This is a genomic window from Mesorhizobium sp. M0478 (assembly GCF_040321305.1).
In the GTDB taxonomy this organism is placed as follows: domain Bacteria; phylum Pseudomonadota; class Alphaproteobacteria; order Rhizobiales; family Rhizobiaceae; genus Mesorhizobium.
The window spans coordinates 135,479-147,459 of the sequence record NZ_JAMYRH010000007.1 but is presented as its reverse complement, the minus strand read 5'-3'; the positions used below and the strand labels follow the sequence as shown (position 1 = coordinate 147,459).

The 11,981-nt window shown below is 63.0% G+C and carries 12 protein-coding genes, 2 tRNA genes and 1 pseudogene; 12 read left to right on the top strand and 3 right to left on the bottom strand.

The features are described 5' to 3' along the window. Nucleotides 1–9: 9 nt before the first annotated feature. From NKI64_RS18330 to NKI64_RS18320, 3 genes and pseudogenes are all read left to right on the top strand, one after another. Nucleotides 10–477: a peroxiredoxin gene (locus tag NKI64_RS18330; protein WP_352669259.1), complete on the top strand. Its 468-nt coding sequence runs from the start codon at nucleotides 10–12 to the stop codon at nucleotides 475–477. 164 nt (nucleotides 478–641) lie between these two features. Next, nucleotides 642–1,925, top strand: coding sequence for a M23 family metallopeptidase (locus NKI64_RS18325; protein ID WP_023708648.1), 1,284 nt, complete (start codon nucleotides 642–644; stop codon nucleotides 1,923–1,925). A gap of 93 nt (nucleotides 1,926–2,018) precedes the next feature. Beyond that, nucleotides 2,019–2,276, top strand: a pseudogene (locus NKI64_RS18320) (ABC transporter permease); the annotation flags it as partial. A gap of 47 nt (nucleotides 2,277–2,323) precedes the next feature. On the opposite strand, the gene NKI64_RS18315 reads toward NKI64_RS18320, so the two are convergent. Continuing rightward, nucleotides 2,324–3,505, bottom strand: a complete 1,182-nt coding sequence (locus NKI64_RS18315) for a M24 family metallopeptidase (protein WP_352669256.1) — start codon at nucleotides 3,503–3,505, stop codon at nucleotides 2,324–2,326. Between the two features lie 213 nt (nucleotides 3,506–3,718). On the opposite strand from NKI64_RS18315, the gene NKI64_RS18310 reads away from it, so the two are divergent. From NKI64_RS18310 to NKI64_RS18290, 5 genes are all read left to right on the top strand, one after another. Then, nucleotides 3,719–4,885, top strand: a complete 1,167-nt coding sequence (locus NKI64_RS18310) for an ROK family transcriptional regulator (protein WP_023697545.1) — start codon at nucleotides 3,719–3,721, stop codon at nucleotides 4,883–4,885. Further along, nucleotides 4,882–5,646 carry an ATP-binding cassette domain-containing protein gene (locus NKI64_RS18305; protein WP_352498172.1) on the top strand — a complete coding sequence of 255 codons (765 nt, stop codon included), beginning with the start codon at nucleotides 4,882–4,884 and terminating at the stop codon, nucleotides 5,644–5,646. The genes NKI64_RS18310 and NKI64_RS18305 overlap by 4 nt, the downstream gene beginning before the upstream one ends. Nucleotides 5,647–5,687: 41 nt before the next feature. Beyond that, nucleotides 5,688–6,728, top strand: a complete 1,041-nt coding sequence (locus NKI64_RS18300) for a sugar ABC transporter substrate-binding protein (protein WP_023684845.1) — start codon at nucleotides 5,688–5,690, stop codon at nucleotides 6,726–6,728. 161 nt (nucleotides 6,729–6,889) lie between these two features. Continuing rightward, entirely contained in the window at nucleotides 6,890–7,885 is a 996-nt protein-coding gene (locus NKI64_RS18295; RefSeq protein ID WP_023690226.1) for an ABC transporter permease, read from the top strand. Nucleotides 7,886–7,898: 13 nt separating this feature from the next. Next, nucleotides 7,899–8,669 (top strand): SDR family oxidoreductase, encoded by a 771-nt coding sequence (locus NKI64_RS18290; protein WP_023690227.1) that lies wholly within the window; start codon nucleotides 7,899–7,901, stop codon nucleotides 8,667–8,669. Here NKI64_RS18290 and NKI64_RS18285 read toward each other — a convergent pair whose 3' ends face one another. Continuing rightward, nucleotides 8,670–9,491 carry a M15 family metallopeptidase gene (locus NKI64_RS18285; protein ID WP_023807954.1) on the bottom strand — a complete coding sequence of 274 codons (822 nt, stop codon included), beginning with the start codon at nucleotides 9,489–9,491 and terminating at the stop codon, nucleotides 8,670–8,672. Nucleotides 9,492–9,578: 87 nt separating this feature from the next. On the opposite strand from NKI64_RS18285, the gene NKI64_RS18280 reads away from it, so the two are divergent. The 3 genes from NKI64_RS18280 to NKI64_RS18270 all read left to right on the top strand — a co-directional run bounded on the left by NKI64_RS18280 (nucleotide 9,579) and on the right by NKI64_RS18270 (nucleotide 11,524). Further along, nucleotides 9,579–10,142 carry a hypothetical protein gene (locus tag NKI64_RS18280; RefSeq protein WP_352669251.1) on the top strand — a complete coding sequence of 188 codons (564 nt, stop codon included), beginning with the start codon at nucleotides 9,579–9,581 and terminating at the stop codon, nucleotides 10,140–10,142. Nucleotides 10,143–10,670: 528 nt separating this feature from the next. Next, nucleotides 10,671–11,111 (top strand): toll/interleukin-1 receptor domain-containing protein, encoded by a 441-nt coding sequence (locus tag NKI64_RS18275; protein WP_023807955.1) that lies wholly within the window; start codon nucleotides 10,671–10,673, stop codon nucleotides 11,109–11,111. Then, a complete protein-coding gene (locus NKI64_RS18270) occupies nucleotides 11,087–11,524 on the top strand; it encodes a hypothetical protein (RefSeq protein WP_023807956.1) in 438 nt (145 codons plus the stop codon). The genes NKI64_RS18275 and NKI64_RS18270 overlap by 25 nt, the downstream gene beginning before the upstream one ends. Before the next feature lie 42 nt (nucleotides 11,525–11,566). On the opposite strand, the gene NKI64_RS18265 is transcribed toward NKI64_RS18270, so the two are convergent. Then, nucleotides 11,567–11,642: transfer RNA gene (locus NKI64_RS18265), tRNA-Val, on the bottom strand. A gap of 218 nt (nucleotides 11,643–11,860) precedes the next feature. On the opposite strand from NKI64_RS18265, the gene NKI64_RS18260 reads away from it, so the two are divergent. Further along, a tRNA-Asp gene (locus NKI64_RS18260) sits at nucleotides 11,861–11,937 on the top strand. Nucleotides 11,938–11,981: the final 44 nt, after the last annotated feature.

Here is an 11,981-nt window from a genome sequence, read left to right as displayed (position 1 = left end):
GGCATCGATATGGCTGATCTCGACGTTGGCGACGTTGCGCCGCAATTCGATCTTCCGCACGACGGCGGCGGCTCGATCAGCCTTGCCTCGATGCGGGGGAAGCCCGTTGTACTTTATTTCTATCCGCAGGACGACACCACAAGTTGTACCAATGAGGCGATCAGCTTTTCGCAGCTGAAGCCGGAGTTCGAAAAGGCCGGCGCCGTGGTGATCGGCCTGTCGCCGGACAGCGTGAAGAAGCACGACAAGTTCAAAACCAAATACGATCTCACCGTCGACCTGGTTGCCGACGAGGAGCGCAAGGTGATCGAGGCTTACAATCTGTGGGTCGAAAAGACGATGTATGGCCGCAACTATATGGGCGTCGAGCGGGCGACGTTCCTGATCGGCAAGGACGGGCGGATCGCCGGGATCTGGCGCAAGGTCCGGGTGAAAGGCCATGCCGAAGCAGTGCTGGAGGCGGTCCGCGCGCTCTGAGGCGCCACCGATCTGGCCAACGCCGCGCAGTGCATTAGGGGCATAAGACATATATGCGGTTGGCTGACACCGTTGGTCACTAGCGCGCCCGCGACGGCAAAACTTTGTTAACCCTAATAATGTGTAATCGGGCTTCGTTGGTGTCGTAACGAAAGCTTGGTCCCGTGAACCTAACCGGTCAGTCAGCGGTCTTCGGCAGGCGCAAGGAGCCGCATACGGTCATCATTGCGCGGGGCAATGAAATACGGCATTTCACCATCCGGCCGTGGCTCGTCGCCTTTCTCGGCTCGGCACTGGCGGCGATCGCCATCGGCTATCTCTTGGCGACCTCCTATCTCGTACTGCGCGACGATCTGATCGGCGCCACCACGGCCCGGCAGGCGCGCATGCAGCAGGCCTATGAAGATCGCATTTCCGCATTGCGCGCGCAGGTCGACCGCATCACCAGCCGCCAGCTTCTCGACCAAAAACTGATGGAAACCAAGGTCAGCGAATTGATCGAGCGGCAGAGCCAGCTCAGCCAGCGCCATGGCCGCCTCGGCCCGATTCTCGAGCGGGCCGAAAACGAAGTCGGGACGCTGCCAACCGCTGATGCCGCAGCGACAACAAAACCCGACGAACATGCCGAACTGACTGGCGGCGAGCCACTCGCCTATTCGGTCGCCAGCCTTGGTTCGGGCGACACCAGGCCATTCTCGCTGTGGTCGACACGTTCCGATCCGCTGCCCAGCGAAACGGCTGCGGACCGCGCCGACAAATTGTTCGTCTCGATCAATGATTCACTGAAGGCTATCGAGAGCCAGCAACTCACCCGCATCGAAACCCTGGCCGACAACGCCTACAAGAACGCCGATGCCATCACCCAGGCGCTGGAAGCGGCCGGTCTGCCGGTCGACAGTGATTTCGGCAAAAACGAAAGCGATGTCGGCGGACCGCTGATCCCGCTTGACAGCTCGATGATGTTCGACAGCAAGGTCAAGGAACTGGACGAGGCGCTGGATACGCTCGACCAGTTGAAGAAAGAGGCGCGGCGGCTGCCGCTCGCCAACCCGGCGCCGGGCCACTCCGTCACCAGCCCGTTCGGCGTGCGCACTGACCCCATCCTCGGCACCGCTGCCCTGCACTCGGGCATGGATTTCCGCGCGCCGGTCGGCATGGCAGCCAAGGTCACGGCGGCCGGAATCGTTACCAAGGCCGGCTGGAACGGCGGCTATGGCCGCATGGTCGAGGTCGATCACGGCAACGGCTTTGCCACGCGCTACGGCCATCTGAGCGAGATCGACGTTGCCGTCGGCCAAAAACTCGCAGCCGGCGACATCATTGGCAAAACCGGCAGCAGCGGCCGTTCGACCGGCCCGCACCTGCACTACGAAGTCCGCCACAATGGCGAGGCCATCGACCCGCTGCGCTTCCTGACCGTCGGCAAGAAGGTCGAGCAGTATCTGTAGGGTCAGGCCAGGCGGCTGGTTGCACGCCCCCGCCTCCTTCACCCGTTGTACCATCCTGTTGTTTGGCAATCCGACATCGCGTGCTCCGGCGTCACGTTCTGGAGCCTGCGGCTGCCGCGCGCTTTGCCGATGCTGTTCTCATCGCTGAGGATTGCCTCGGCCACCGCCGTGATCGGCGCCATTGTCGGCGAATGGATCGGCTCCGACCAAGGACTTGGCGTGCTGATCATCCAGGCGTCCTTCAACTACCAGTCGGACCGCCTCTACGCGGCGATCGTGCTGTCATCGGGCCTGTCGATCGTCCTGTTTTGTCTTGTGGTGCTGATCGAGCGCCGGACGATCCAATATTGAGCAGATGCGTCAGGCGGGTCGCGGTGGCGTCCGTCGTGGCTGACCGGTCAGGATTTGACATGGATGTCTCGCGGGAATTTGGTCAGCGTCTCATGGCCGGTCTCGGTCACCAGAATGGTCTCGCTGATCTCGATGCCCCAGCCATCCATCCACATGCCAAGAATGGAGTGCAGGACGTTGCCGGGTTGCAGCGCGGTCTTGTCGCCGGGCCGCAGGCTGATCGTGTGCTCGCCCCAATCCGGGGGATAAGCGACGCCGATGGAGTATCCGATGCGCGATTCCTTCTTCAGCCCGTAGCGCTGGATAACCTTGCGCCATGCGGCCTCGACCGCTTCGGCTGTGGTCCCCGGCCTGACCGCGTCGAGCACCGCATCCATGCCTTCGATCACCGCCTTTGCGGTGTCGGCGACACGGGCCGGCGTCTTGCCGAGCTGCATCGTTCGGGCGAGGCCTGCGGCATAGCGGCGGCAGACACCGGCAAGTTCGAGCGCAATCGTTTCGTCCTTGCCGAAGCGCCGGTCGCTCCACATGATGTGCGGAGCCGATGCATTCTCGCCGCCGAGGATGGTCGGCGGAAGCGCCGTGATGTCGCCGGCAAAGTCGGGGCTGCCGGCAATCTGCGCCGCCTGGATCGCGGCAATCGCATCGCATTCGCGCACGCCTGGCGCGATGACTTCGAAGGCCCGCGAAACCGCCGATTCGGCAAGTGTCGACGCCTTGCGCAGATAAGCAATTTCGGGCGCGGATTTCACGGCGCGGATCCAGTTCACCAGGAGATCGGCGTCGTGCCATTTCGCATTGGGCAGGCCGGCGACCAGCCGGGCATGCGCCTTCGGCGAGAAATAATAGGCTTCGAGCTCGACGCCGATATGTCTCGCGCCCCAGCCCTTGGCGACGATCCAGGCCCCTATCCAGTCCATCGGATGGCGATCGGCGCGCTGGACATGGTCCTCGGGAAAACCAACAACATTCTCCGGCTTCATCCAGGCCGTCAGCAAGCCGCCTGCCGCATCCATGGCGCGGCCGATCCAGACCGGCTCGGCCTCGTTTTCGATCGGGACAAGCACGATCTGCGGCGTGTAGAACGACCAGCCGTCATAGCCGGTGATGTAATGCTGGTTGGCGACATCGTTGACGACCAGCAGTTCCAGCCCACGCGCCGCCATCTCGGCGCGGATCTTCTTGAGCCGCCGCTGGTACTCATCGCGCGCAAAAGGCAATTCGATCATCGGTTTTCCTGCTGGATCACTGGTCGGGCGAGCCCCGCGCCCGCCTGACGTCATTCACCATTGCGGTGGTTTCAGCCCGGCTGCAATCGGGCCAGCGCGGCGCATGGGACAGGTCCTGCACCGCGTCTGGGAACCATTCCGAATTATTTTTGAATTCCATTTGACTGAATAAATTGCCTGTGCAAGTCTTGGCCTTCCTAAGGGGCGCGGGACATGGCACTGCGGGGGACCAATCAGGAGTTCGGGCGGCCTTACAACCGGCGCATCGTCCTGGAGTCCATCCGTCTTCACGGTCCCATAGCTCGCGGCGACATTGCCAGCCGGGTAGGCCTCACCGTCCAGACCGTATCGACCATCGTTCGCGAACTCGAAGAGCATGGCTATGTGCTGTCGCTGCGCGAAGAGCCGCGCGGACGCGGGTTGCCGCCGGCGACGCTCAGGATCAACCCCGAGGGCGGCTATGCCGTCGGCGTCCACCTCACCCCGCTGGGGATCGACGCGGCGCTCATCAATCTCAGCGGCGATGTCATCGAGAGCATGCATCGCGAGGCGCCGCATGCGACGCCTGACCATGCCTTCGAGCTGATCGGCGCGATGGTGCCCGAGTTGACTGCGCTGCGGCCCGGCGGGCGCGTGCTCGGCATCGGCATGGCGCTGCCTGGACCGTTCGGCGTGGAGTCGATGAGCTTCGTCGGCCCGACGACCATGGCCGGCTGGAAGGATGTCGCGCTGCCGGAACGGCTGGCGGCGTCGACCGGGCTGCCGGCCTTCTTCGAAACCGACATGGCGGCGGCGGCCATGGGCGAACGGCTTTACGGTCTTGGCTCCGGTTATTCCGAATACTACTACCTCTATTTCGGCGTCGGCCTCGGCGGCGTCATCGTGCATGACGGCGCGGTGATGCGCGGCGCCTGGGGCAATGCCGGCGAAATCGGACACATCCCTGCCGTTCCCGGTGGCGAGCCTTGCCCATGCGGTAACAGCGGCTGCCTCGAACGGTATCTCTCGCTCGAAGCACGTCGCCGCCGCAACATCAGCGACGCCGCCTGGGTGGCCGAGATCGCGCCGATCTTCCGCAACGCCATCGTCACCATCGAGAATGTGTTCGACCCGGAAACCGTCATCCTCGGCGGGCTTGCGCCCACCGACCTGCTCGAAAAGCTGGTCGGCGCGGCGGGACAGCTTCCCAATTCGGTCTCGGCGCGGCGCGACCGCAAGACACCGCGCGTGACGGTGGCGACCGGCGGCAAGCATTCGGTGCTGCGCGGCGCTGCCGCATTAGCCGTTTCGGGCGTGCTGTCGCCGCGCTTCGGCCAGATGTTCATTGCCGAGCGCGAGCGCCGGTCCGACCTCATGCACAGCAAGGGAGTGGCGGCATGACCGAACCGCTGCTGGTACTCGAAAACGTCACCAAGAATTACGGCGCCATTCATGCGCTGAGGGGCATCAGCTTCTCGATCGGCAAGGGCGAAGTCGTGGCGCTGCTCGGCGACAACGGCGCCGGCAAGTCGACACTGGTCAAGATCATCGCCGGCGGCCTCGAGCCGAGCTCCGGCCGCATGCTGTTCGAGGGCAAGGAATTCCTGGCGAAAACGCCGGCCGAGGCCAAGGCTGCCGGCATCGAGACCGTCTACCAGGACCTGTCGCTCTGCACCAATGTCGATGTCGTCGCCAATTTCTTCATGGGCCGCGAAATCACCCGCAAGGTTCTCGGTGTCCCCATCCTCGACGAGCGCGCCATGGAGGCCGTGGTCGGCAAGGCGCTGGCAAGTGCCGGCACCCGCATCCCGTCGCTGCGCACCAATGTCGAGCATCTCTCGGGCGGCCAACGCCAGGCCATCGAGCTCAACCGCTTCGTGCACTGGGGCGGCAAGCTGGTGCTGCTGGACGAGCCGTTCGCGGCACTCGGCGTCGAGCAGACCAGGCGCGGCCTCGAGATGATCCGCCAGGTGGCCAACCAGGGCATCGGCGTCGTCATCATCACCCACATCATGCAACAGGCCTTCCAGGTCGCCGACCGGATCGTGGTGATCCGGCAAGGCGTCGTGGCCGGCGATGTCGCGCGCAACAAAACAAGTCCCGATGCGGTGATCAACATGATCACTGGTGAGACGCTTGCCGGTGCCGGACCGGCAAGTTGAGGGACAAAAGAGGGGTCCGGTATAAAAGAGGAGCGAACGACATGAAGCGAATACTGGTTCTTGTCTTCGGTATCCTGGCACTGGCTCTTGCCTCGCTCACGCCGGCAATGTCCCAGACCAAGGGAACCGTCTATTATATGGTCCCGACCCTGCTCGATGAATTCCAGACCGGCTCGGTGAGCGCGCTGGAGCTGTTCCTCAAGCAGGTCGGCTATGAGGTGAAAACACTCAACGCCGACAACAAGACCGACGCGCAGCAATCGCAGATGAACGACGTCATTGCGCTGAAGCCGGCGGCGATCATCCTGGCCGCCGTCGATTTCAACGCGCTGAAGCCGTCCATCGAAGCGGCGCGTGCAGCCGGCATCCCGGTGGTCGAGTTCGACCGCCAGATCACCTCGACCCCGTCCGATTTCACCTCGGTGGCGGGCACGGTCGAGATCGGCTACGTCGCCGCCGAGCAGGCGCAAAAGCTTCTGACCGCCAAGAACGGTTCGGTGAAGGGCAAGATCCTGCAGGTGCTCGGCGATCCCGGCGATCCCTACACGCTCGACATCCAGAAGGGTTTCGAGGAGAAGTTGAAGGCGTTTCCTGACGTCAAGATCATCTCGCTGCCGGCCATGCAATGGGAAGCCAGCAACGCCGGCACGATCGTTGCCGACCAGATGCTCGCCAACCCCGACATCGACCTGATCTTCAGCCATGCCGCGCACCTGTCGGTCGCAGCCGTCGCCTCGCTCGAGGCCGCCGGCAAGAAGCCGGGCGACGTCATGCTGATGAGCTCGAACGGCGCTCCGGTCGGTCTCGACCTGATCCGCAAGGGCTGGCTCAATGTCGAAGTCGAGCAACCGCTCTATGCGCAGGCCGCGGCCGTCGCCATGTTCATGGACAAGATCGCCGGCAAGCAGGAAATCAAGCCTGGCGAGTATGACGTGCTCGGCTTGAAGTCGACCGTAACCAAGGAGAGCTGGGGCCCCAACATCAAGATCCCGGGCGCCGCCATCACCAAGGAAAACGTCGACAATCCGGCCTTCTGGGGCAACCAGAAGCCGCCGACGGACACGATCAAGTCTGTCGAATAGTCGCCTAGCGAAGCGCTCCGGGCCATTGCGGCCCGGAGCCTGCCCATTCACGACGCCGCGACCCAGGACGCCGTGGCGAACCTAAACCCGCGCCTGAACCCGACGAAATCGAGTTGATTTCTCAGCCTGATTTTCTCGGGGGGCGCCAACCGGATCAGCCCATGAACCCGCGCAGCCGCAAAGCCCTGGAGTTCGTCCTCGACAACCTCGTCTGGTTCATGCTGATCTTTGTGCTGGTTGTCTTTTCAGTCTTCGTCCCCAACTACTTCCAGCTCGGCATCTTCGCCAACATCATCGAAGCCTCGAGCGTTCTCGGCGTGATGTCGATCGGCCTGTCGCTGGTCATCATTGCCGGCCATATGGACCTGTCGGTGGAATCGGTGGCCGCGCTCAGCGCCATGGCGGTCGGCATCCTGTTCTGCTCGTCGGGCATCGGCATGGGCATACAGCTCAATCCGCAATGGCTGATGGTTCCGGTTTCGCTGCTGGTTGCGCTGGCCGTCGGCGGCCTCATCGGCGCCTTCAACGGCTATCTCGTGGTCAAGGTGAAGATGAGCGCCTTTATCATTACGCTGGCGTCCTACATCTGGGTGCGCGGCCTGGTGCTGGTGATTTCCGGCGGCCGCTCGGCACAGGATCTGGCGCCGGCCATCCGCTGGTTCGGCATCCAGCGAATGGCCGGCCTGCCGCTGACCGCCTGGATCGCCGTCGCCTGTTTCGTCCTGTTCTCGCTGATCATGGCCAAGACGCCGTTCGGCCGCCACCTCGTGATGATCGGCGGCAACGAGACCGCGACCTTCCGCGCCGGCATCCGCGTCAACCGCAATCTGATCATCGCCTTCGTACTTGCCGGCGCCATTGCCGGCCTCGCCGGCTGGCTGCTCGCCATCCGCACCTCGGGCGCCACCGCCAATCTCGGCACCGGGCTGTTGTTCAACGCCTTTGCCGCGGTCGTCATCGGCGGCGTCAGCCTGAAAGGCGGTGTCGGCACCTTGCCCGGCGTCTATGCCGGCGTGCTGCTGCTCTCCTCCATCAACACGGCAATCAACCTGATGGGCCTGCCGGCCAATTTCACCCAGGTGATCCATGGCCTGCTGGTGCTCGCCGCCGTGCTGCTCGACGCCTTCAAGCAAACCATTCGCCAAAGACTCGCATGACAGGACAGCTCACATGACCGGACGGCTGCAAGACAAGGTCGCGCTTATCGTCGGCAGCGCGCGCGGCATCGGCAAGGGCATTGCGCTGCGCTTTGCCGAGGAAGGCGCAAGGCTGGTCCTGGCCGACAGCGAGGCCGAGGCCGGCCAGGCGACCGCGGACGAGCTCGGCGCGGATTTCATTCGCACCGACATCTCGCAAATGGCCGATGCAGAAGCTGCGGTGGCGCTGGCGCTGAGCCGCCATGGCCGCCTCGACATCGTCGTGCAGAATGCCGGCATCTATCCCTGGCAGCTGATCGAAAACACCAGCCCGGACGACTGGGACCGGGTGATGGCGGTCAATCTGCGCGGCACGTTCAACGCCACGCTGGCGGCGCTGGCGCCGATGAAGGTGCAAGGTTACGGGCGCATGCTCTACACCTCGTCGATCACCGGTCCGCACGTCACCAGCCCCGGCCACGGCCACTACGCCGCCAGCAAGGCCGGCATCAACGGCTTCATCCGCTCGGCGGCGCTGGAATTTTCGGGCTACGGCATCACCGTCAACGGCGTCGAGCCCGGCAACATCCTGACCGAAGCGATCGAGCTGCATCGCGGCGCCGCCTACATCAAGAACATGGAGGATTCGATCCCGCTCGGACGCCTCGGCAGTCCGCGCGACGTCGCCAACGCCTTCCTGTTCCTCGCCTCCGACGATGCCAGCTACATCACCGGCACCACCATCGTCGTCGACGGCGGCCAGTTGCTCCCCGAAGGCAAGGATTTCCGGCTGCTGCCGCCGTGATCAGCCGGATTTCTTGTAAAGCAGCAATTCAGGCCGGTACTCGAAATGCATGGTGTCGTAGTGATACCAGCGCCCGCCCCAGATGAAGCCATTTTTCTCGAACAGTTCCACGATTTCCAGCGGGATCCGGTTCTTGAAGGGAATGGGGGCCTTCGGGTTGGTTTTGTTCCTGTTGTTGTACCAGTAGTCGGAGAAGCCGACATTGATATCGAAGGCCGCCCCGAACGAGTGGACGCTCAACCGGTCCGTGCCGGCGATGGGCCGCCAGACAAAGCCGCCGCCGGGCTTGAGCCCGTAACGGCTCAGCTCCGCGGGCATCGCCTCAAGCGCAGCGGAGACCTTGCCCAGCCGGTCGTTGATGCCAAACACCTTGGTAACCTGCACGGTCTTCTTGCCGAGCTTCGGCAACCATTTGAGGTCGGCGATGTGCTTGCCCACCTCGGCGGCACTTGCCCCGTAAAGCTTTTCGAAGAAAGGTTCGTTGCGAATACGGCCGGGATCGAAATCCTCGGCCGGGACCAGCGCGCCCTCCGCTGCTCCGGGATAGGCGTAGCGAAACATGTCTTCGATGTCGGGGCTCTCAAGCAGCGCGTCGGCGTCGCGCGCCTTGCCGTCGTTCCACACCATGGTGGTGCCGTCGGTCCAGGTCAGGACATTGCCCGAAATGGTGAAAAGGCCGGGATAGGCCTTGAGCAAGGCTGCCTTGGCGGCGGGCTGGTCGACGCCGTCGCCCACATTCCCCGCATAGGCGAAGCGCCCAATACCAGAGATTGCCAATGCCAATAGCAGCTGTAACATCAACCGCCGTGGATAGTCGATCATTGTGCTGCCTCCGCGAGGGCTTTCATTCATCGTGCATTTAACAAGGCAGCTGTACCATGCTGGTCGAATCGAACGGGAGACAAAATCATGTCAAAAACCTTCACTGCTTTGATCCGGATGACGTTTACATTCATTTGCCTGGTCGGCCTGGCCTCGTCAGTTTCTATCCTTTTCCCCGCCACCGCGTCGGCCCAGCGCATGCAGAAATGCGCCGATGAAGGCGGCACGTGCCGCCTGCCCTACCCCTCGGAAGTGGTCTACGGCGCGCGCGGCCAGACCACCTCCCGCTTCTTCGATCGTCGTTCCGTGCCTTGCTCGAATCGCGTCTTCGGCGACCCGGCGCCCGGCCGCGACAAGGCCTGCTATATTGCGAGGCGCGATAGCGGTAATGATTATGGTGACAACGACGACGACAATTACGGCAATGATGACAATTACGGCGATAATGATTACGGCCAGGGCCGCGGCAGATGGGTGGCCTGCGCCTCGGAGGGGCGGTTCTGCGAGTTCCGTGGCCGCAAAGTGGTGAGATACGGGGCGCGTGGCCAGTACGTCCAGGGCGTATTCAGGAACGGCGTCATATGCAGCGTCGACGCCTTTGGCGAGGATCCCATCCGCCGCGTGAAGAAGAACTGCTACGTCAAACGATAGGCTAGCGCGCCGGGAAAGAACGGCGGGTGCGGCTCATTGCGGCCGCGCCCGGCATTCGGGATATGCGGGCCGGATATGGTGGCGATGACGGGCTCGAACCGCCGACATCTTCGCTGAGAACGCTATCGTCAACTCGACCGCTGTGAACCCTTATCGCGGCACGGTGACACGGCACCTACGCCGATATCGAAGCCGTATGCGAACAACGTCGACAAGTACACGCTTGCCCGCATCTGCGAGCCGAAACAGGAAGAAGTGGCGGAGCCGATCGTCGCGGGCGTGGGTCGAACTTGCTCTGCAGCTGCCATCCAGACGGAAGACATTTGTGTATATTCCGCTTTGGCGACGCGCCGTAATGGCCTCTTGTACTTAGTCCACCGTGCGACGCGAAGGGCCGGTGCATGTGTCCTCTGGCGAGACATGAAACGGACTGCACCCGCAGTAATGGCCAGTCTATCGCCAGACTAGCTGCGAGGTCACCGCTCATGCTATTTTGGGGCCTTCGCGTTGATGTGGGAGAGGCAGGCCTTGCTTGGCGACGTATTCATCAACTACCGACGGCAGACCGATTCCGGCGTGGCGGGCCGCGTCTACGATAATCTGAACCGCGCGCTTCCTGATGCATCCATCTTCATGGTCGACAAGCTCAACCCCGGCGATGACTTTGAGGTGGCGCTTGCCCGCAGTTTGGCCAGCTGCAAAATCATGCTGGCGATCGTGGGGCCGCAGTGGGCCGCGCTTACCGATGAGCAGGGCCAGGTTCGGCTGGAGTCCCCCGACGATTTCGTGCGCAAGGAGATCCGTACGGCACTCCAGGCTGGGGTGCGCGTCATCCCCGTGCTCGTCAACGGCGCCAGCATGCCAAAGAAAAGCGCCTTGCCACCCGATCTGCAGGAGCCAAGCGTCAAGCCATGGAGGTCCGCCACGAGCGCTTCAACGACGATATGGCGGCGATTGCGTCGGCGATAGCGAAGCCAGCGGCGCGGCGGCCGAGGCTCTGGCTGCTGCACGGGCTGGTCGCAATGATCGCGCTCGGCATCGGCGGGACAACGGTGGCGTTGTGGCCGAGGCCCTCCCCTTTGCCGTCGCCTATCGAGCCCGCAGCGATCGAGGCCAAAGGGTGCAAGGAAGGATTCGTCTGGCGATCGGCGATCTTCGGCGACAGCGTGTGCGTGAGTCCTGCCGACTACGGCGAGGTGCAGGCGCAGAATGCCAATGCCCGCAACAATCGTTCGCCGACCGGCGGACCTTACGGCGACAGCACCTGCCGCGACGGCTACGTCTGGCGTGAAGCGTTCGAGAGCGACTTGGTCTGCGTCACCCCTTTCGAACGCGACAAGGCCAGGAAGCAGAATGCCGACAACGCATACAACCGGATATGAGACCGTAACTCCGGGCAAGCACCGATTTATCAAGAAATTGAGTGGTGGGCGATGACGGGCTCGAACCGCCGACATCTTCGGTGTAAACGAAGCGCTCTACCAACTGAGCTAATCGCCCGCTCCGGCCGGACCTTTAAGCGGTCGCAACCGGCTTCGCAAGGCCAAATGAACAGCTGCGAGCTTAGCCGCACAGTGGTTTTCGCGGGCAAAGTGCCGCCCGTCAAAAAACCTTCTCCTGTTTGCGTTTATGCTGTCCAGCTGCGCTTGACACCCGGTGGCGAACCCCTTATCCACCGCCCCAACGACGAACACGGCTGACACGTGCTCGTCCAATGCGCGGGTGTAGCTCAGTTGGTTAGAGTGCCGGCCTGTCACGCCGGAGGTCGCGGGTTCGAGCCCCGTCACTCGCGCCATTAATTTCAAGGGGTTAGCTACCGCCCCTTGAAAAGTTTCAACT

What these genes read in the sequence shown, in the direction of transcription:
- NKI64_RS18305 (WP_352498172.1), top strand. Translation starts at nt 4,882, where the DNA reads ATGACCGAACCGCTGCTGGTACTCGAAAACGTCACCAAGAATTACGGC.
- NKI64_RS18290 (WP_023690227.1), top strand. Translation starts at nt 7,899, where the DNA reads ATGACCGGACGGCTGCAAGACAAGGTCGCGCTTATCGTCGGCAGCGCG.
- NKI64_RS18295 (WP_023690226.1), top strand. Translation starts at nt 6,890, where the DNA reads ATGAACCCGCGCAGCCGCAAAGCCCTGGAGTTCGTCCTCGACAACCTC.
- NKI64_RS18330 (WP_352669259.1), top strand. Translation starts at nt 10, where the DNA reads ATGGCTGATCTCGACGTTGGCGACGTTGCGCCGCAATTCGATCTTCCG.
- NKI64_RS18310 (WP_023697545.1), top strand. Translation starts at nt 3,719, where the DNA reads ATGGCACTGCGGGGGACCAATCAGGAGTTCGGGCGGCCTTACAACCGG.
- NKI64_RS18315 (WP_352669256.1), bottom strand. Translation starts at nt 3,505, where the DNA reads ATGATCGAATTGCCTTTTGCGCGCGATGAGTACCAGCGGCGGCTCAAG.
- NKI64_RS18270 (WP_023807956.1), top strand. Translation starts at nt 11,087, where the DNA reads ATGGCGGCGATTGCGTCGGCGATAGCGAAGCCAGCGGCGCGGCGGCCG.
- NKI64_RS18280 (WP_352669251.1), top strand. Translation starts at nt 9,579, where the DNA reads ATGTCAAAAACCTTCACTGCTTTGATCCGGATGACGTTTACATTCATT.
- NKI64_RS18285 (WP_023807954.1), bottom strand. Translation starts at nt 9,491, where the DNA reads ATGATCGACTATCCACGGCGGTTGATGTTACAGCTGCTATTGGCATTG.
- NKI64_RS18300 (WP_023684845.1), top strand. Translation starts at nt 5,688, where the DNA reads ATGAAGCGAATACTGGTTCTTGTCTTCGGTATCCTGGCACTGGCTCTT.